Origin of the sequence: Peribacillus sedimenti (assembly GCF_046237635.1) — a bacterium.
In the GTDB taxonomy this organism is placed as follows: Bacteria; Bacillota; Bacilli; order Bacillales; family DSM-1321; genus Peribacillus; species Peribacillus sedimenti.
This window is the reverse complement of record NZ_CP143547.1, coordinates 1,640,990-1,661,424: the sequence shown is the minus strand read 5'-3', so window position 1 is coordinate 1,661,424 and position 20,435 is coordinate 1,640,990. Positions and strand designations below refer to the sequence as shown.

Annotated in this window: 18 protein-coding genes; 6 read left to right on the top strand and 12 right to left on the bottom strand. The window is 44.1% G+C overall.

Annotation, left to right across the window (positions count from 1 at the left end; all coding sequences use genetic code 11):
* Positions 1-3 precede the first annotated feature (3 nt).
* Together V1500_RS08235 and glcD are read right to left on the bottom strand one after the other, a co-directional pair.
* The gene (locus tag V1500_RS08235; protein WP_409305081.1) at positions 4-1,341 is read right to left on the bottom strand and encodes a (Fe-S)-binding protein; all 1,338 of its coding nucleotides are present in this window, start codon (positions 1,339-1,341) and stop codon (positions 4-6) included.
* The gene (glcD, locus tag V1500_RS08230; protein WP_409305080.1) at positions 1,338-2,750 is read right to left on the bottom strand and encodes a glycolate oxidase subunit GlcD; all 1,413 of its coding nucleotides are present in this window, start codon (positions 2,748-2,750) and stop codon (positions 1,338-1,340) included. The genes V1500_RS08235 and glcD overlap by 4 nt, the downstream gene beginning before the upstream one ends.
* Before the next feature lie 315 nt (positions 2,751-3,065).
* Between glcD and V1500_RS08225 the strand changes: the two genes are divergently transcribed.
* The 4 genes from V1500_RS08225 (at position 3,066) to V1500_RS08210 (ending at position 7,043) form a co-directional block, all read left to right on the top strand.
* Positions 3,066-3,800 carry a FadR/GntR family transcriptional regulator gene (locus tag V1500_RS08225; RefSeq protein ID WP_409305079.1) on the top strand — a complete coding sequence of 245 codons (735 nt, stop codon included), beginning with the start codon at positions 3,066-3,068 and terminating at the stop codon, positions 3,798-3,800.
* A gap of 336 nt (positions 3,801-4,136) precedes the next feature.
* Positions 4,137-4,853 (top strand): (Fe-S)-binding protein, encoded by a 717-nt coding sequence (locus V1500_RS08220; protein WP_409305078.1) that lies wholly within the window; start codon positions 4,137-4,139, stop codon positions 4,851-4,853.
* A gap of 43 nt (positions 4,854-4,896) precedes the next feature.
* On the top strand, positions 4,897-6,324 hold the full coding sequence (locus tag V1500_RS08215) for a LutB/LldF family L-lactate oxidation iron-sulfur protein (RefSeq protein WP_409305077.1): 1,428 nt from the start codon (positions 4,897-4,899) through the stop codon (positions 6,322-6,324).
* On the top strand, positions 6,324-7,043 hold the full coding sequence (locus V1500_RS08210) for a lactate utilization protein C (protein ID WP_409305076.1): 720 nt from the start codon (positions 6,324-6,326) through the stop codon (positions 7,041-7,043). Before V1500_RS08215 ends, V1500_RS08210 begins: the two co-directional genes overlap by 1 nt.
* A gap of 1,184 nt (positions 7,044-8,227) precedes the next feature.
* Here the strand turns inward: V1500_RS08210 and V1500_RS08205 are convergent.
* The 5 genes from V1500_RS08205 to V1500_RS08185 form a co-directional block, all read right to left on the bottom strand.
* Positions 8,228-8,770 carry an HD domain-containing protein gene (locus V1500_RS08205; protein ID WP_409305075.1) on the bottom strand — a complete coding sequence of 181 codons (543 nt, stop codon included), beginning with the start codon at positions 8,768-8,770 and terminating at the stop codon, positions 8,228-8,230.
* Positions 8,771-8,877: 107 nt separating this feature from the next.
* Positions 8,878-9,891, bottom strand: a complete 1,014-nt coding sequence (locus tag V1500_RS08200) for a hypothetical protein (RefSeq protein WP_409305074.1) — start codon at positions 9,889-9,891, stop codon at positions 8,878-8,880.
* 534 nt (positions 9,892-10,425) lie between these two features.
* Positions 10,426-11,175, bottom strand: coding sequence for a TerC family protein (locus tag V1500_RS08195; RefSeq protein WP_409305947.1), 750 nt, complete (start codon positions 11,173-11,175; stop codon positions 10,426-10,428).
* 420 nt (positions 11,176-11,595) lie between these two features.
* On the bottom strand, positions 11,596-11,820 hold the full coding sequence (locus V1500_RS08190; protein ID WP_409305073.1) for a sulfurtransferase TusA family protein: 225 nt from the start codon (positions 11,818-11,820) through the stop codon (positions 11,596-11,598).
* A gap of 12 nt (positions 11,821-11,832) precedes the next feature.
* Positions 11,833-12,900 (bottom strand): YeeE/YedE thiosulfate transporter family protein, encoded by a 1,068-nt coding sequence (locus V1500_RS08185; protein ID WP_409305072.1) that lies wholly within the window; start codon positions 12,898-12,900, stop codon positions 11,833-11,835.
* 583 nt (positions 12,901-13,483) lie between these two features.
* Here V1500_RS08185 and V1500_RS08180 point away from each other — a divergent pair.
* Positions 13,484-14,161, top strand: coding sequence for an NAD(P)H-dependent oxidoreductase (locus V1500_RS08180; RefSeq protein WP_409305071.1), 678 nt, complete (start codon positions 13,484-13,486; stop codon positions 14,159-14,161).
* A gap of 195 nt (positions 14,162-14,356) precedes the next feature.
* On the opposite strand, the gene V1500_RS08175 is transcribed toward V1500_RS08180, so the two are convergent.
* From V1500_RS08175 to V1500_RS08160, 4 genes are all read right to left on the bottom strand, one after another.
* Positions 14,357-15,316, bottom strand: a complete 960-nt coding sequence (locus V1500_RS08175; RefSeq protein WP_409305070.1) for an L-lactate dehydrogenase — start codon at positions 15,314-15,316, stop codon at positions 14,357-14,359.
* 218 nt (positions 15,317-15,534) lie between these two features.
* On the bottom strand, positions 15,535-16,290 hold the full coding sequence (locus tag V1500_RS08170) for a hypothetical protein (RefSeq protein WP_409305069.1): 756 nt from the start codon (positions 16,288-16,290) through the stop codon (positions 15,535-15,537).
* Between the two features lie 2 nt (positions 16,291-16,292).
* A complete protein-coding gene (locus tag V1500_RS08165) occupies positions 16,293-16,988 on the bottom strand; it encodes a hypothetical protein (RefSeq protein WP_409305068.1) in 696 nt (231 codons plus the stop codon).
* 251 nt (positions 16,989-17,239) lie between these two features.
* Positions 17,240-18,697, bottom strand: coding sequence for an amino acid permease (locus V1500_RS08160; protein WP_409305067.1), 1,458 nt, complete (start codon positions 18,695-18,697; stop codon positions 17,240-17,242).
* A 289-nt stretch (positions 18,698-18,986) separates the two neighbouring features.
* Here V1500_RS08160 and V1500_RS08155 point away from each other — a divergent pair, with 289 nt between their 5' ends.
* Positions 18,987-19,187: a cold-shock protein gene (locus V1500_RS08155; protein WP_409305066.1), complete on the top strand. Its 201-nt coding sequence runs from the start codon at positions 18,987-18,989 to the stop codon at positions 19,185-19,187.
* 417 nt (positions 19,188-19,604) lie between these two features.
* Here V1500_RS08155 and V1500_RS08150 read toward each other — a convergent pair whose 3' ends face one another.
* Positions 19,605-20,426 carry a sugar phosphate isomerase/epimerase family protein gene (locus V1500_RS08150; protein ID WP_409305065.1) on the bottom strand — a complete coding sequence of 274 codons (822 nt, stop codon included), beginning with the start codon at positions 20,424-20,426 and terminating at the stop codon, positions 19,605-19,607.
* Between the last annotated feature and the right edge of the window lie 9 nt (positions 20,427-20,435).

The following is a 20,435-nucleotide window of genomic DNA, read 5'->3' as shown; positions in this document are numbered from 1 at the left end:
GTACTATACAGCTGCGGGTTCCTTGACAGCCTCCAAGAGAAGGTCGACCAGGTGGACTGCCCTCATCGTGTCCGACAAGCCCTCCCTCTCTATTCCCAGCTTCATCTGGAGCAGGCAGCCTGGATTTGCTGTTACGATGGTAGAGGCCTGGGTGGCTTTTGCCTGAGTCATCTTTGTATCCAGCAATTTCATGGACATTTCAGATTCAATAATATTATAGATTCCGGCAGAGCCGCAGCAACGGTCTGCCTGCTGCATTTCCTTATATTCCACCCCTTTGATGGACTGAATGAGCAGCCTTGGAGCGGACGCCGTTTTCATAACATTCCTTAGATGGCAGGAGTCCTGATACGTAATTACCTGCTGCTGAAGTTCCAGTTTGACTTTTTCATGGAAGCCGGAAGCAACCAAAACTTCTGCAATATCCTTTATTTTCTCTTTAAAAGCCGCCGCGCGTTCTTTCCATAATGGTTCATCCTTTAGCAAATGGTCATAATCGAACAGGAATGCCCCGCAGCCGCCGGCATTTGTAATGATATAATCTACATTCAAGTCCTCGAATGCCTGGATATTTTTCTTGGCAAGCTCCTTTGCACTTTCCTTTTCACCGCTATGTCCGTGAAGCGCTCCGCAGCAGGACTGCCCTTTGGGAATGACGATTTCACAACCGGCTAATTGAAGCAGTTTCATCGTGGCATTATTGGTTTCAAGAAAAACCGTATCCATTAAGCAGCCGCTAAAAAATGCTACCCTGCTCGTTTGGTTTCCGATCGCCGGCAAATGTTCAGGACGATTTTTCATTTCCTTCATCGTAGGTACCGCCGGCAATACCTTTTCCATCGAAGCAAGCGTTTCCGGCAGCAGTTTTATCATCCCTGTCCTTCTGACTACCTTCTGCAGTCCGGAGCGCTGGTACAGCCCGATCATTCCCGTAATGCTCTGCATCCTGTTCTGATAAGGAAATAGTCCGCTGAATACTGCCTTTCTGACCGTTTTAACCGGCCAGGAATGCTTTTTATTCTGATTGACGATATCTCTTGCTTCCTCCAGCAGATGGCCGTAATTCACTCCTGATGGACATACAGGTTCACATGCCCGGCATCCGAGGCACAGATCAAGCGATCTCTCGAAATCTTCATCAGGTTCCACCAGGCCGTCCACAACCGCCTTCATTAAAGCGATCCTGCCGCGCGGAGAATGAGATTCCTGGTAGCCAGATTCAATATAAGTAGGGCATGTCGGCAGGCAGAACCCGCATCTCATACAATTCAACAATTCATCCTTGTCCATTCGCCCGGCGAATTCCTCCTGGATTTTCTGCTGTTCTTTTAGAGTCGTCATTGTCCCACCTTCACCCGCTTTCTGCTTATTTCCGCGAATACTTTGCCCGGATTCATGATATTATTCGGATCCAGGGCATTCTTCACTGCCTTCATGGCGGCAATTCCAGTTTCCCCAAGCTTCCATTCCAGATATGGGGCCTTCATGACGCCAACGCCATGTTCACCCGTAATGGTTCCACCCAGTTCGATCGCTTTTTCAAAGATTTCCGCAAAAGCCTTCTCCACCCTCTCCATTTCCTCATGGTTGCGGGCATCTGTCGGGCATGTAGGATGTAGATTCCCATCCCCTGCATGCCCGAATGTACATATATCCAGATTGTACTTCAGAGCAATTTCGTTGATCGCCTTCACCATTGTTGCGATTTCAGACCTTGGCACGGTAGCGTCCTCAAGAATCGTCGTAGGCTTCAAGCGCGCCAACGCGGAAAGGGCTGTCCTGCGGGCTGTCCGCAATGCCTCGGCTTCCGCTTCCGATTGGGCGATCTGTACGGAAACAGCGTTCTCCTGCCTGCAGATTTCTGATATTTTCAGAATATCCCTTTCGACTACCTCAAGCGGGCCGTCCTGCTCAATCAACAGGACTGCCTGGACATCCGTTGGCAATCCGATCCTGGCATAATCCTCCACCACTTTTAGTGTAGGCTGGTCGAGAAATTCAAGAGTGGCAGGGATGATCCTATTTGCAATGATTTTCGAAACTGTTTTCGCCGCTTCTTCCATGTCCTGATATAACGCTAGCATCGTCTTTTTAGCATCAGGAATCGGAATGAGCTTTAATGTTGCCTCTGTGACAATTCCAAGTGTCCCTTCAGAGCCTACATAAAGACGGGTAAAATCATAGCCCGCTACATCCTTCGCAAGTTTTCCGCCTGTACGGATGATTTCACCGTTCGGCAGCACAACCTCCAAAGCCATCACATAATCCCGTGTCACACCATACTTTAATCCGCGCAGACCTCCGGAATTCTCGTTAATATTGCCCCCGATGGTAGAAATTTTCATGGAACCCGGGTCAGGCGGGTAAAACAGTCCTCTGGCTTCGACTGCCGTAATCACATCAAATGTTATAACACCCGGCTGCACGGTTGCCGTCAAATTTTCTTCATCAATTTCAAGGATTTTATTCATATGCTTGAACAGCATCACAATGCCGCCTTCCAGCGGGCATGTACCGCCGCAAAGATTCGTCCCTGACCCGCGGGGTACAATTGGAATATGATGTTCATTGCAAATCTTGACGACTTCGGCTACCTCCGATGTATTTCTCGGGCTGACGACCGCATCCGGAAGCGCCTGATAGTTGGGCGTGGAATCATAGGAATAGACGAGTCTGCCTGCTTTTGTATCATCGTAGTTTTGCTCGGTTACAATTGAAATAATTTTTTCTTTTGCTAGTGCCTCTATCAAATTTTCCTCCCCTTTCTTTTCTTCTCGGTTTTTAATGCACCTATAAAAAATAGCCGTATGTAGAATGCAATCCTGATTGCGGATGATTTTATTCGACAGCGGAGGCTGCATTTTCCCTTGTAATAGTAACCGCTTTCAGTTTATGATAAGGTCATCTGATGACTTGATGATTGATATATGTAAGAAAATTATAGGGTTAAGATTCAGAATTTTCAACCGTTTATACAAGGAATACTAAAATCTCCTCCATATGGCACCCTTTTGTCTCTACCTTATACCACGAATATTATCTCAACTGAACCGGGGGCAATCCAATTGGAATATAAAAAAATCAAACCCAAAAAAATATATGAACAGGTGGCCGAGGCGATTCATGACATGATCCGCACAGGCAAATTAAAGCCCGGCGATAAGCTGGACTCTGTCCAGCAGCTCGCTTCCCGTTTTCAGGTAGGCCGCCCGTCGGTACGGGAGGCGCTTACCTCCCTTCAGGCAATGGGACTTCTTGAAATCCGCCAGGGTGAAGGCACGTATATCAGGCAATTTGAATCAGAGCAGATTGCCTATCCGGTAACCACTGCTATATTAATGAATTCTGAAGACATCATTAATCTACTGGAGGTCCGCAAAATCCTTGAAGTAGGAACAGCCTATTCGGCCGCTCAAAACAGAACAGAAGCAGACCTTGCCTCGATGGAGACATCCCTGGCAGCCATGAAGAACTCAAATGGAAATGGAGACGCAGGCGAAAAAGCGGATGTCGACTTCCATCTGGCAATCGCATCAGGCTCGCATAATCCTTTATTAATCAGCTTAATGAACCATGTATCGGGCATGATGGCTGAAACGATGAAAGAAACGCGTCAGCTCTGGCTTTTTTCCCAGCAGGCGTCTACAGACAGGCTTTATGAAGAGCATGTTTCGATCTACCGTGCCATAAAAGAACAGAATGCGGAGAAGGCCCGTAAGATCATGCTGAAGCATATAGAAAATGTGGAAGAAGTCCTGCATGGCAGCATGAAGCACACACAGACAGAGCCGGGAAAATGACCTGGGGAGCAACCGCTTCACTGCCACCAAAGATGTATTTTTCAAAAAAGCATTGCAAACCCTTTCAATATAAAACTATATTGTAGTAATATTATTTTGAATATTGTAAATATTTGTTGTCTTATCGTCAGATGACCTGCTGTTTTATAGCGGAAAGAGCAGCATGAGTCTTATGCTTTAGTCGAAGTGTATCAGGCCCTTTTTCCCGCTTTAGTGCATTAAAAGGGGCCTGATCCCCTTCTATTTCTACCGTTACCCATGATCAGATAGTTTGGGCACTATCCCGTAAACAACCAGTCCAATAAACAGATAGAAAGAAACAAGGAGAGGCTAAAGATGAAAGTGACCCTTTTTGCTACATGCCTGGTTGATATGTTTCAAAGCAATGTAGGAAAAGCCACAGTGGAATTGCTTGAACGGCTTGGATGTGAAATCGACTTTCCCGAAAGCCAGGTCTGCTGCGGACAGCCCGCTTACAATAGCGGCTATGTAAAAGAATCCAAGGAAGCCATGAAGAAGATGATCACCGCATTTGAAAACGCCGAATATGTCGTTTCCCCTTCCGGTTCATGTGCTGCTATGTTCAAAGAATACCCGCATATTTTTGGCGGAGACCCTGAATGGGGTCCGAAAGCACAGAAGCTCGCAGAAAAAACCTATGAATTGACCCAGTTTATCGTAGATGTTTTACAAATCGAAGACGTTGGGGCAGCTCTCCCTGGCAGAGCTACCTATCACACCTCCTGCCACATGACCAGATTGCTCGGTATAAAGTCGGCTCCTATGATTCTATTGAATCATGTGAAAGGGCTGGAATTTACAGAGCTTCCGAACAAGGAACAGTGCTGCGGATTCGGCGGCACGTTCTCGGTCAAAATGGCGCAGATTTCCGAACAGATGGTGGACGAAAAAGTCCAGCATGTGGAGGAAACAGAAGCCGAATACTTAATAGGCGCTGACGCCGGCTGCATGATGAATATCGGCGGGCGGATCGAACGCACTGGCAAGCCTATTAAAGTGATGCATATTGCGGAAGTTTTAAACAGCCGCTAAACATATTACTCGGAGAAATATTATAGGAAGGAGCGTGATCCCTATGCCAATGAAAATTGGTACAGGCAATTTTAAGGAACGGGTCGACCAGGGCATCAATGACTCGTTTTTGCGCGGAGCGGTGGCTGGTGCCCAGGAACGGATTGGCTCACGTCGCCATGATGTAGTAGAGGAACTCGGCAACTGGGAGGAATGGCGTTCGCATGGAGAGGAAATCCGCAAGCATGTTTTGGAAAATCTCGATTACTACCTGGAGCAGCTGAGCGAAAATGTCGCCAGCCGCGGCGGGCATGTATTCTTTGCGCAGACGGCAGAAGAAGCCAATCAATATATCAAAGAGGTCATCGTCAAAAAGAATGCAAGAAAAGTGGTCAAATCAAAGTCTATGGTAACCGAGGAAATCTCCCTGAACAGCTGCCTTGAAGAGGCTGGCTGTGAGGTAATTGAAACGGACCTCGGCGAGTATATCCTTCAGGTCGATGACCATGAACCTCCTTCACATATCGTCGTACCGGCATTACATAAAAATAAGGAACAAATCCGCGACGTTTTTACGGAAAAACTCGGATACCAAAAAACCTCCAAACCGGAGGAGCTGGCAGCACATGCAAGACAAAAGCTCCGCGAGGAATTTCTTCAGGCGGACATCGGGATTACAGGCTGCAACTTTGCCATTGCGGAAACAGGATCCTTTACACTCGTTACAAATGAAGGAAATGCAGATTTAGTTACCTCCCTGCCAAAAACACAGATTACTGTAATGGGAATGGAAAGGCTAGTTCCTACCTTTGAGGAAATGGAAGTCCTTGTCAGTATGCTCACCAGAAGCGCGGTCGGACAAAGATTAACCAGTTATATTACTGTCCTGACAGGCCCCAAGGAAGAATTGGATGTGGATGGACCGGAGGAATTCCATCTCGTCATTGTCGATAATGGACGCTCTGAAATTCTTGGCGGCGAGTTCCAATCCATCCTTCAATGCATAAGATGTGCGGCTTGCATCAATGCTTGTCCGGTATACCGGCATGTCGGAGGACATTCCTATGGCTCCATTTACTCCGGGCCAGTCGGAGCCGTCCTGTCCCCGCTGCTTGGCGGTTATGACGATTATAAGGAACTCCCTTATGCATCGACATTGTGCGGTGCCTGTACGGAGGTCTGTCCGGTAAAAATTCCGCTTCACGAGCTCCTCCATAAACATCGGCAGGTCATCGTTGAAAAAGAAGGGAGAGCACCCATTGCAGAAAAGCTTGCCATGAAGGCCTTCGGCTTAGGAGCCGCATCCCCTGCCCTATACAAAATGGGATCGAAGATTGCACCTGCCGCAATGAATCCATTTACGGACGGCAATAAAATCTCGAAAGGGCCAGGGCCGTTAAAGGCCTGGACCGAAATACGAGATTTCCCTGCCCCTAATAAAGAAAGATTCAGAGACTGGTATAAGAACCGAGAAAAAGGAGGCAGCCACTGATGAAAGGAACCATCCAGAACCGGGATGCATTTTTAGACCAGGTCGCAAGCCGCCTTGGACGTAATCGTCTCTCTTCAGAAATACCCCGCCCTTCCTGGAAATACCATCCACAGGATGAGGTGCTAAAAGGTGCCACTCCCGATCAATTGGTCGAAGTGCTGAAAACTCACTGCCTAAAAATCCATACCAGCCTGATAGAAACCAATGTCGACAGCTTATGGATGACCCTGGATAAGGTGGTCGCTGATCACGGCGGAGGGCCGGTGGTTAAATGGAAGGATGAGAGGTATTCCGAATGGGGCCTCGAACCGCTTATGAAGGACTCCTGGCCTAAGCAAAATATCGAAGTGCATGAATGGGACCATACAAAAGGCGACGAAAACATCCGTATCGCCGAAAAAGCGAACGTCGCCATTACCATTAGCGAAATTACACTTGCCGAATCCGCAACAGTTGTCTTATTAAGCGATAAGGATCGAGGCAGAACGGTCAACTTTCTTCCGACATGCTTCATCGCTCTGATTCCTAAAAGCAGCATCGTCCCGCGCATGACCCAGGCGGCAAGAATCCTCCGCCAAAGGCATTTGGAAGGAAATAAAGTCCCCTCCTGCATCAATTTTATTACGGGTCCCAGCAACTCAGCCGACATTGAACTGAACCTGGTGGTAGGTGTACACGGACCGGTAAAAGCGACGTATATTATTATTAATGATTTATAGAGGTGCAGAGTCGGATGAAATTCCATTTGAAATTTCCATCCATTGAATGTGGCCATAACATATTTATGGCCCTGTTTTTATGATTACTGCATGAAGGATGTTAAGACACATTGATAGCCAATTGATTTGATGCCTCCCAACATGCTGGGCCTGGCAAGTGTTTTCATTGATGATGGTGCTGAATGGGTTTGGTTCGAGCAGAAAAGCCGGTGTTCAAGCATATTGCCCGGCTTCAATTCAAATTGGCTTCGAGCTTAAAAATTGTGTTCGTTCATACCTGCTCATGGGTTTCGATCCAGTTTGGCTTCGAACTAAAAACCGGGTCCAATCATACGCCTGCCCGGCTTCAATCCAATTTGGCTTCGAGCATATAATCCTGAATTCGAACATAGGACCTGGGCTTCGATCCAGTTTGGCTGTAAACTTAAAACCGTTCATACCTGCTTTACTTCAATTCAATTTGGGTTAGAGCATATAATCACGAATTTGAACATAGGGCCTGGGCTTCCATCCAGTTTGGCTTTAAACTTAAAACCGGGTCCGATCATACCTGCCCGGCTTCAATCCAATTTGAGTTAGAGCTTAAAAATCGTGTACGTTCATATCTGTACCTGGTTTCGATCTAGTTTGGGTTAGAGCATATAATCCTGAATAGGAACATAGGAACTGGGCTTCAATCCAGTTTGGCTTCGAGCATAAAATCCTGTGTTCGCGCGCAAATTCTGAATATCGCTCATAAAAACCGTGATTTCGAGCATAAATACCGAATATCGAGCATAAAATCGATGATTTCGAGCGTAAGGCCATTTTGGATACTGTCTGTTTGCCAGCATAATGTATATGATAAAGAATTTATAAAAAAATTCAGCAAAAGTGTAAAATTCAGCAGAAATTGCTAAGTTTTTTCTTATCAAATTGCATTTTTCCTTCATCTTAGCTAAATCTGGACAAATGCATATTGATGAGTCATAAAATCGGCTCGTCAATATCTTTTATATCATTCATAAAATAGGAATAAGAGGAGTACCATTATTCCTTCACAACTCCCAATATCATAAAAGTGGGCAGATGAACCTTGCAGAGTAATAGAAGTTGTTTCCTGACAGCATTTTACCAAGTCTCGCACACCTGCCAAAGTGCTTACACCAACATGATCTCCATATATCCCATTATCGCGCGCCACTCTATTCTCTAAAAAATAACCTTTCCACCTCTGCTTTCAGTTCATCAAGCAGCCCGAATGATGATGCATGTCCCAGGCTTTCAACAAGACTGCGATAGTACCATTCCTGTTGTTCACGCCCGCGATTGAATCGGTTCCAGACAGCATCTCCAACCTCTTCATAGTCGCGAACGATGGTCCGGATATTGTGCAGCTTATCTGCACATGCTACCAGCCTCACTTCTTTCGACGCAGTTTTGAGATATTCTATTGTGTGCTCCTTCCTCTTTTCCCAGGACAATGATTTATCCGGCTCTGAGCAGCCCTCCACAATCCTTGCAATGTTCGACCCAAACAGTCGCTCAATATCTCCCAAGGATATGTATGTATCCTCCACCGTATCATGCAGGATACCGGCCGCAACGATTTCTTCCGCGTATCCCTCTTTCAATAACAGCATCCCGACTGCTACAGGATGCGTAATATACGGAATTTCCGAGGCCTTCCTGTACTGCTTTTCATGTGCCTTACTTGCCAGTTCCAGGGCTCCTTCAATCAGTTTCATAAACTGTTTCCCTCCCCCCAAAAAATTACGTTTCTGCTCCAAGTCGTTGCATCTATAGAATACCCTCTTTACCTTCCTATTGGGAGCTGACCCCTAAACCATTTCAATCAGCTGTTCCAGAATGCTTCGGACAGTTCCCTGAAATGGAGAATGTGGAATTTCTTGTCAAGCATGCCGTAATAGAAACCAAATGGATTTTTCACTCTATCCATTTTCATTTTTCTAATGAGCATTTTAAAAGCTTGCAATGCTGTTCCTATTATATCGCCTTCAATTTTATGTTTCTTAGCGGTTATCCTGACGATCCTCCAATATTCTTCAATCGTTTTTGCGTCGTTAAAAAAACACTTGACGAGATGGGTAAAATCATTTGGAACACGCTCGCTTACAAAAGTCGAATCCAGCGGCATTTCAATGTTTCCGCTCGGTAAAACTTCCTGGCTGGGTCCATCATTCTGTTTTATCGAACCACTGTGATCGGCATCCAGTTTGGCAATTTGATTCTGGCATTCTGCAAATTGCAATCGTCCTTTCTGTATAATTTCAATTCTGTCACCTGCTTGTTGTACGGCAATTCGTTGGTAGCCTTGTTCATGATTTTCAGACTGTAGGTTTAGTTCCTTTTTAACATCCCCGATTTGGTTTGGAGAAGTTTCATGAGGCTCGCCTATACAGTCCACATTATTACGTGTTTTTATATTTTTTATTTTGCTGGTTTTTGAAAGATTATTAGTTTTAGGCTGGTTCAATTTTTGCATGTTGGGTGGTTCAAAACGATTGAACACATAAAGATTCGCTGTCTGAGAACCATTCTTTCTTTCGGTTTCGTGAATTTCAAGCAATCCGAAATTCCTTGCTTTCCCCGCCATTCGCTTAAATGTGGAACGTGAGATTCCGGCAGCATCCTTTGCATGGGTGGCAGCTACCAGCGTGCCGATTTTCGCATGGCAGATACCGGCTACCTTTGCTGAAAAACGGATTAATCGTTTTAATGCTGCCAGCTCTGATTTGGTGAACTGCGTTTTCAATTCCACCATCCACTGTTCGATCTGATTGTTGAAGTCGTGTATATCTCTGAAATTTGACATGTCCTTAAAGTTTTCTACATTTCCTGATTTCATTCCGGCTGTCTCCCCGCTGCCTCTCTCCCGCAAAGAAATTGCGGTGAACCAGGCAGCATTTATTTTGGAAGACTAATAGAAATCGATTTCTTCACATGTAACATTTTAATAATCACAGTGAACACTTGAGCAGTACGAATTGAATGCATACTTAGTTCCATACTGCTCCCATCGATCGTATCAGTCTTCACCCTTGTTATATAAACGAAGAGAGGAAGAGTAGAATGAGATCGATGGTTTTTGTGACAGTTATGTGAACTTAGTCATCGATTAAATTCAGCCCATACTCGGCTGGCAGAACAGACTACACCTGACAGGTAATTGAATCGGTTTCCAAGACTGGCGGACAACCGTCAAATCGTTCCATGCCGTGTAAAATAAAAAAAAGCCCTTTTAGGACAAACTACAAAAAAAATCTTTTGACATAAAATCACAAAGGGCTCTCCCATCCTGGGAAAAGCCCTTAAAACGTAAAATCCACGCTGTGAATTCCGCCGTAGCGTTAAAATATACCGAAACAATCCACCAAGAATATTAAGAGCCTACTTTTGCAAGTTTTTTCTCTTTATTTCCATGTGATGGTGAATCCTTCTTTTGCGACTTTGCCATTTTGTATCTTCCACCTAAAACAACACCAGCCACCACTAGAATCTCAAAGCCGTATTTTAACCATGCACTTTCAAAGTAATTGTGCAAGAATGGCTCACCTACAATCATTTTAGCAGCCGTCCATGCCAGTATCGCTGCACCGATGGTTACAATAAACGGGAAACGGTCGATCCATTTTAAAATCAAGGTGCTTCCCCACATAACAACCGGAACAGATATTAACAGGCCAAGGACTACAAGAACAAAGTTTCCATGTGATGCCCCAGCAACTGCCAGCACGTTATCAAGGCCCATCAAGGCATCTGCAACAATGATGGTCTTAATGGCAGCCCAGAAGCTGTCTCCAGCCTTTACGTCCGCATGTTCATTTTCTTCGACTAGAAGCTTATAAGCAATGACGACGAGCATAAGGCCGCCCACCAGATGCAATCCGGGAACCTTAAGCAGCCATACTACACCCATGGTCGCAATCACCCTGATCACTATGGCGCCGATAGAACCCCATAAAATAACTTTCTTCTGCTGCTCTTTTGGCAGATTCCTGGATGCTAATCCTATAAGGATGGCATTATCGCCTGCCAGCACTAAATCGATGATGATAATGGCTAGTAATGCTGTAAAAAAATCCGCTGTAAAAAATTCCACTGCTAAAAATTCCTCCTTCTTTAGGATCATTCCTGTGTTTTGCCCATATGCAGCCAAAAAAAGCGAGACCTCTGCCATGAAGGCAAAGGTCTCGCTGAGCATACAATATATGCCAACAAAGCCGATGGACGCGTGGATCCATGTAATGACGACTTTGTTTCAGGCTGCACCTGACGCTACTCCCCTTTACGGAGTGTGTAAGTATGTTCCCAGGTAATTTACTTGGGATAATGACTGATCCTGTTCTATCTACGTTTACTCATATAAATCATTTTTATAAAGAAGCCGTATTGAACAAGATTGGTATATTATTCTTTTATTCTATCACCATTTTGGGCTCTAGGCAAATATAATAAAATAGCTGCTGTTTTGATTCTTAAAAACAACACCCTGGAAATGCATTGTTTCAAGAAACGCCAGGCGGCATGCACCTGGCATTTCTAGATTTTTTTACTTCTTTTTAACCGTTATTGTCCAAGCTGCATCTGAAAGCTGCTCATAGCTTGTAACTGTGTGGCCAGCTTCCGCAACCCAGCGTGGGATGCTTTCAGTTGCCTGTGTGCAATCGAAATTGATGACTAATTCGTCACCTGAATTTAGTTCTTCCATTTCTTTTTTTGCTTCAACTAATGGGAATGGGCAAACCATACCCATCACTTCCAATGTTTTTTGCATATTTACTTCCCCCTATGCTGTAACAGCGGTTTTTGCCGCTGCTGATTTCTTATTAACATTCGGACGAACGAATACGAAATAAGACGCTGTCCAGGTTCCTAAAATGATGAATACTAATGAAACCCATCCTTGCCATGTCATCATCGCAGTCATGACCAGGCCGTTCCCAATGGAGCAGCCGCCTGCAAGACTTGCGCCGCAGCCCATTAGCAAACCACCGATAAAGCTTGAAATACCAGTTTTTACATCTGGCATTCTAAAACGGAACTCACGGCTCGCTTTAGCTGCGATAAATGACCCAAGGAAAATTCCAAGCACAAGGAAAACTCCCCAGTTAATGATTTTCACATCGCCTGTCACTAAATACTGAAGAATATTCGCTGATGGAGTTGTGATACCCAAACCTGACATCCTGCCTGTCGCTTCACTTAAAGGCCATGCAAGAATGGCAATAAGGCCAACCAAAAGTGCCGTAAAAAATGGGTGCCAGCGCTTTTCGAACAACAAATGCGCCAACCCTCTGCGCTTAGGCTTCAATGAAGGAATCATCACCTTCGGCTTGCTAAGTTCTCTTATTACAATCCAAACTACAATAACAGCAAATACTACAATAAATACCCAAACAGATAATCCAGTCGATTCTGCAATCGAGTTAGTTGGAAGCTGGACAGACTGCATGGAAGTGTTGAAAGGCAACAGCGGACCCGACTTCATGATCGCGCTCATCAGCATATAACCGAAAAGGGCAATCCAGCTTCCGATCAGGCCTTCACCTGCACGATACCATGTACCAGTGGCACAGCCGCCAGCAAGTACAATCCCGATTCCAAAAACAAAAGAGCCAACAATGACAGCCAGCCATGGAAAGGCTCCTGCTGTAAATTGAACAGCACCTGTCTGAATCAAGGCATATACACCGACACTCTGAACAGCAATCGCAATCAATAACGCATAAAACATGCGGTTATCTTTTGCTATATACATATCCCTGAAACCGCCTGTGAGACAAAAACGCCCTCTTTGCATGACAAATCCAAGCAAAGCCCCACAAAGCAATCCAGTAAGGATCATTTGTAACATTGAAGCTCCTCCTTAAATCCAAGTAATTATATGTGATTAATACAAGAAATTATATTATAATAGCATTTTTATAATGTCAACGGTTCTGCTTATTATGTTCCGGCACAAAAATGCTTACTGAGTTGCTATATTGATAAAAAACCGGTTACAAAACAAACGCTGTATCTGCAACTGATAGACCATCTGATTTTCAAATGGCAAAATCACCTGCATTAATGTGCTTACACCCTCGCATATATGAAGCAGACGTTTAACAAAGTGTTTAAAAACCGTTTACGTCTTGAAGACACGGCATCGTTTATTTATCAACGTTATAGGAATCGTCCATTATGTTGCTTATGAACAGACCTTTAACCTGTTTGAAAACGAAGTGCCAGGGTAAAACCATTAATAACGTTTGCTATGTTCAGACATTTTTCTGCATGATTCGTCCGGATGGGCCTTGCTTACGTGGATCACGATGGAAGGTCAACTAGAGGCGCCATGTATATGAAGGAAGGCAGTGCTCAGAACAAGTATGAGATAAATAAATTATCAGGGCGAGCAAATACTATCACTAAACAACTATAAGGGAGTGGACTACATGCGTGATAAAGATATATTGAAACAGGAAATTCTCGAAGCTTTTCATTTTAGACATGCAACAAAGGAATTTGACCCAAATAAACAGATTCCAGAGGATGACTTCCGGTTTATTCTGGATACTGCCCATCTTTCGCCAAGTTCATTTGGAGTAGAGCCATGGCGATTTGTCGTTGTTCAAAACCCTGAACTGCGGGAAAAAATCCGGAACACCTCATGGGGGGCGTACGGCAAGCTGCCGGCAGCGAGTCATTTTGTGATCATCCTCGCAAGGACCAAACTGGATACTAAATACGACTCTGAATACATAAAGGACCAATTCTTGAATGTCGCAAAAATCCCCGAGGATATCACTTCAAAGCTGATTGGGAGAATCGAGGAATTCCAAAAAGAAGATTTCAAGCTGCTTGCTGATGACCGCCTGTTATACGAATGGGCATGCAGGCAAACCTATGTGGCACTCGGAAATATGATGACGGCTGCAGCACAGATCGGCATAGACTCATGTCCAATCGAAGGCTTTAATATTGAAAAGATGAATCAGCTTCTCGATGAAGCAGGATTACTGGAGGATGGACATTTCAGCATTTCAGTCATGGCTGCCTTTGGATACCGGGTAGAGGATCCACGCCCTAAAGCGCGCAGGCCCTTTGATGATGTCGTAAAATGGGTTGAATAAAATAATGAACATTATCACTTAAATGATATATGGAAGAATGAAAAATACCCCTGATGCGAGCCGGCATTAGGGGTTATAATTTGCAAAGATGTTAGTATAATACATCATATCTCTGACATCGCAGCTTCTTCTTCCATAAAAGGTTTATTCACATAGTCATACATACAGCCCGTTAACAGCACCCCGCCGACATTTTTATAATTTGATTTCTTCGAAGTGCGGGGCCAAAATCTTCTTCAGGACGCGGGCACTTTCTTTAAATTTTTGCTGTTCATCCTTATCCAGCTCAAGCTCGACAATTTCCCTGATGCCGCTCCTATTGATGATTGCAGGCACCCCGATATACACTTGCTCTTCCCCGTATTGGCCATCAAGATGGGCGGATACAGTAAGTACACTATTTTCATTTTGCAGGATTGCTCTGGTTATGCGGACCAGGCCCATGGCAATGCCGTAATAAGTCGCACCTTTTCCTTCAATGATTTTATAAGCGGCATCACGGACATTGATAAAAATCTCATCCAGGTGCTCTTTTTGGTACTGTTCTTTTTCAATCATCTTCAAAACCGGAATCCCGGCAATATCTGCGGAACTATATACAGGAAGCTCACTGTCACCATGCTCACCAACGATGTACGCATGGACGTTTTTCGGCGCTACCTTAAAATAATCGCCTAAAAGGAAGCGGAATCGTGCGGTATCAAGGATTGTACCAGAGCCAATGACCCGTTCCTTCGGCAGCCCGCTATAGCGCCATGTCGCATAGGTCAAGATGTCAACCGGATTCGTTGCTACAAGGAAAATCCCATCAAATCCGCTAGCCATTACATTCTCCACAATGTTTTTAAATATCTTTAAGTTTTTATCAACAAGGTCCAGCCGTGTTTCACCTGGCTTCTGGTTGGCTCCGGCGCAAATCACAACTAAATCCACATTTGCACAGTTTTCATATTCCCCATATCGAATATCTGTTGGATTAGGGGCAAATACTTTTCCATGATTCAAATCCATGACATCACCAATTGCTTTTTCTTTGTTTACATCAATCATGATCAATTCTTCTACCAAACCCTGGTTCATTAGGGCAAAAGCGTAGCTGGAACCTACAAATCCTGTACCAATCAATGCAACACGGCTAACTTTGTGATCTGTCATATTGAATCATCCTTCTTTCATTAGATTATCAAAAGGCTTGTAAGTTTGTGAAACTTTTCACAATTAAAGAATACATCACCCTGTTCGATAATACAATCCAGCATCTATATAAATTCATGACACTTTGGTGAACTTTACCCGGCAATATTGATGTTAAACAGCCAAGGTCCAGCAAGCCTTACTGAGTGTAAAAAAACTAGGCCAGTCTGCCTCGATTCCTAATGTGATGATTCAGTAAACACTTCCATTTGATTCAGCAGCAAAAAGGTTTCCGTATCCTCGCCTTGACGTGAAAACCCTGTCAAATCCATGTTTTCGGGTGATATCAGTTCACCCTCCATGCTGCTGAACGGCAACCAACCAAACTGGAACTGCTGGAAACCATTATCTTTAAATAGGCTGAATGGCTGTGCAGCTGATCCCATTTTAATATGTGAAGTTAACGTGTGAGCCCAGCTAGCAGGCAGCTTTTGAACACCAAACGACTTTTCCCGGATATTAATCCCCGCTTCCATTTGGATATTAGGGATATAATTCTCCTTCCCATCGGATACTGAATAGCCTGCTTTTCTTTTCATAAATAACTTCATATAACCTAGCTCATGACTTGGATTTCCATTCCAAACCAGATAAAAGGAAGCAGGGTCATTTTCGTCAATCTTCCAAATATACGGATTTCCCTTCGTTTCAATAGCAGTGCACTCCCATTGATGCTTTTTCCATTCCCAGTTGCTTCCGCCATACTTTTGATCTTTTGTTATAAAAGGTACAAAAACATGACGCTCATCGACATTCACTGTCTCTTGTATTTGATCCACAGACGATTCCGGAAAATATGTATTGATATGATCAATCAATTGTCTTTCGGCAGGAAAAGAAGCAGACCCAGAAAAATAAAACCAATAACTAGCTGCTGACATAAACATTCCAAATGCCCCTAAAAATATGAGTGAAATTCTCTTATTTCTTTGCATGTCTATTCCCTCTCCCCTATGAACGAATCTCTCGCTCGAAAATACAGCTGTTCTTCAGTTGTAGAGATTAAGAGTCCTTTGCCGTCAGCTTCCGCATATATCAATGTCTTAAGCCCTCTTCCAAATTTGGGACTGGTCCCGATGAGCTGGTAGGGGAACCGCTCTTCTCTTTTAGTGGGATCTCCAGCCTGCTGTAGATACCACTGTTCACTATAAATAGTCTGTTGCTCCATAGTATCGATCTGTTCGATCAACCGTTTCCGGTCAAGGATACCAGCATGTGCGGAGGGATGGGTAACTATGACCTCGGCTTTATCACTATTTGAAATATAGGTACTTAGCCGATCTGTAGAATACACGGCATGATGCCATGGCACTGAAATTAAAGTGGATGCTAAAAAAATTAAATTAGCGGAAAATCCCAGCCAGGCGAATGGCCGATAATATTTCCAGCGTTTAGCCCTTCCCTTCCAAAAATACAAAATCCAGACACCGAGGGGCAAAATAGAAATCTTCATTACTAAACCATTCACCGGCCAATTAATCGAAAATGAAAAAAGGCCGATCAACGTGACGAGAAGAACCTTCCATATCTTTAACTTTACAGGCTGTTTCCTGTATATTCGAAATGCCATCATCCCAATAGTCATCCAAGCAAAAGCAGAGCTCAAAACAGCGATCATATCGATTTTCCCCATGTTTATTCTCCCTTACATATGTGCAGCCAGGTGCTTTGTGTACACCTTCTATTTCCAGACACTAGTACCAAGCAATCGTTGCCAAGTCTACTTTAAAAGTATCATGTTAAAAAGATTGGGTCACCAAAATTTTACAATCAGCACTTGTTTTTTCATAAAAATTCAGTGCGTTTTGAAGATTTCCTGATCCTACGATAAAAAAAAGGAGCCTAGCCGAATCTCTCGGTAAAGCTCCATCATGAATTTGATCATTATTTATTTCTTTTACTTTCATCATTCTGTTCCATGTTTTGTTTTAGGTCAGGAGAAAGCTCTTTTGCGGCCTCAACGTGAGCATAGGGACGGAGGGATTCCATCCTGTAACGCGTCCTTCTTTCTGCCATTTCCAGGCGCAGCCGCCGGGATTTTGCGACCCAATAAATAGCACTGTACAAAACAATCAAAGATAATCCTGCTGCCAGCCCGGCTCCCTGTCCCGGAACCAGCGGCATGCTGGCAATCACTGCAATTAGGCTTGCTATAACAATCCAGGATGAGTACGGATATCCTGGCAGGCGGCATTCGCCTTTCTCAGGGCAGCCATACTTCTTCCGGAATTTTAAATGCGTAACGACAATCACAATGTAGGTAAATAACAAAGCAAAACCTCCGGAGCTGACCAAAAAAACATAAACCTGCTTAGGCAACAGCAAGCCGAGGCCCAGCGCAGCGAGCATAGCTGCCCCCGAAAACAAGATTCCCCGGAACGGAACGTCTCCTTTTCCTTTAATCCACGAAGGAGCATGGCCTTCTTCAGCAAGAGATCGAATCATTCGCCCCAATCCGAACATGGCTGCAAGCATTGTAGAAAGAATGGCAGTAACTAACACAATCCCCATTACATTTCCAGCCCAGCCTACACCATGCGCGGCCAATGCCAGCACCAATGGGCTGACATCCTCCGTCAAGCCGGCAGTGGGCAGCAATGGCAGCATGACAGTAATTGCTGCAATATAAAGACCTACCAGGGTCAATATGGTTATAGTAATTGCTCTCGGTACGGTCTTATGTGGATCGCTCGTCTCCGACGCGGCCAATCCAATCACCTCAAAACCTGCGTAGGTGAACATGACAATGAGCATGCTTCCCGCAATTCCCCCAAGACCCGCAGGAAACCAAGGCTCTCCTGTCAATGCGCCGGCACCCACGCGAGGAGAGCCAGGCATGAGCCCAATAATTAATAATACGCCTAAAATCACAAAACCTGCGATTGCAAGGAGTTTTACCGCCGCAAGGCCGCTTTCCAGCTTACTTAGCCGGTCCGCACCCAGCAAATTAATTAATGTGACTCCTATGATGATGATGCTCCCGATCAAGGGCAGTGAAACAGCGGGAAACCAGTCGCTTAATAAAATCGATGCCGCCGTCGCTTCGCTTGACATTGCCAATACAAGGCCTGTCCAGTAAACCCAGCCCACTACAAAGCCCGCTCCCGAACCAAAGGCCTTTTCTGCATATGTACGAAATGAACCGGGTTCCGGGTCAGCTATCGTCATTTCAGAAAGTGCATATAGGATGATGTACACCAGCATACCACCTACTATATATGAAAGAATGACTGACGGGCCGGCCGTATGGACGGCTAATGAGACACCGAGAAAAAAAGAACCTCCTACCACTGTGCCCAAAGCCATCATGGCCAGCTGCCAGGCTGACAATCCCTTTTCCATAAACATTCCTCCAAAACATAACTATATATAATGATTATTTGCGGAATATTGGAAAGTTATGTTTTGCATTACATAGCAGGAGTAACCTGGGATAGGAAGAAATCATATTACAGGAAGGATTTTGAACAGGAGCTAAAATTTGCATTCCTCTATCATTTCCTGTTATGATAAATGTGAATTATTTTTGTTCGGTGGATAGGATTAGAGTAGACTTTTCGTTTTCATGTTTTTCTTCACTTTGGACAAGAATAGTAATACATCGTGCGTCATGCACTGGGAGGCAACAAAAATGGAACAAGGTACAGTAAAATGGTTTAATGCAGAAAAAGGCTTTGGATTTATCGAACGTGAAGGTGGAGACGATGTATTCGTACACTTCTCAGCTATCCAGGGTGAAGGATTCAAAACTTTAGAAGAAGGCCAAAAAGTAACATTCGACGTGGAGCAAGGCTCTCGTGGGCCTCAGGCTACTAACGTTCAAAAAGCTTAATAAAAACGAATGTCCATACAGGCTCTCCTTATACAGGGAGCCTGTTGTTTATTGTGTGGAGAAGCGTTATAGGAGGATCATTAGTACATAGTCCCTGTTATGCACAAGGAAAATAAAAGATAAGCATTAAAAACTAACTGGCAAAAGCGTAAATGGAATTCATACAGAAAATATCTTTTTTTCGCTCTTTTGATAGCGATATTATTATGAACATATACCATCCTGAACCTATTTCTTTGCAGCACACTAGCTGGAATCTCATATTTCTCGTATTGATAAAACACGTTGGTGCAGCAAGAAAAAAACCCTGTGCAACAAATTTGCCCAGGGCATAGAAGCTATTTTAAAAAGGGGTAAGCATTGGTAGCCCACTCTGAAAAGCCGCTCCTATGACGCCAGTCCTTTGCTGCCCAATATTTAGATAAACTGTTTAATATGAACGATAGATTGTTCGGTAAACTCGTCATAAATATCCGCACTTTCGCTATTTTGCGCTACTAAATAAGGATTTGAAACCGGAGGTAAAAACTCCATTGTAATCGGCCCTTTATAGTCTATTTCCTTTAATGTATCAATTACTTCGGAAAAATCTGTTTTTCCCAGCCCTGCGGCCTCACGGGTATTGTCTGCGATATGGACATGGATTAGATAAGGTGCGACTTTCAGCAGCGCTTCGCGATTATTGCGTTCTTCGATATTCATATGAAATAAATCGGCCATAATTTTAACACTAGGAACACTGACTTCCTGAATAAATTTCAGGGCTGTGTCGAAATTGTTAACAAGATAGGTCTCATACCTGTTCAGCGACTCTATAGCTAAACTAATATTTTTAGATAATGCATATTCCCCAGCTTCCCTTACACTTTTTACAGAATTGTTCCATTCTTCTTCAGCAGTTGTAAGAGGACCCTGTTTTCCTACAGCTGATGGCACCACAATTAAATGAGTTGCCCCTAGCAGAGCGGCAAAGTCAATACAATCCTTTACATACGTTACAGCAGCTTCTCTTATTTCTGGATTGGATGAAGACAGATCTCGTTCGGCGTTATAGATACCGCAGATTGAAGTGCATGAAAGACCATACTTCTCCATTAATTCCAATACCATCTTGACATCTATTTCTTCAGGCTCTCCAGCTAATTCCACTCCGTCATAGCCAAATTTCTTTAGGCGGGTAAAGCTAGTTTCTAAACTTTCGTTACCGAAAATCCATTGTGTAGCGCTAAACTTGAACATCTTATTCCT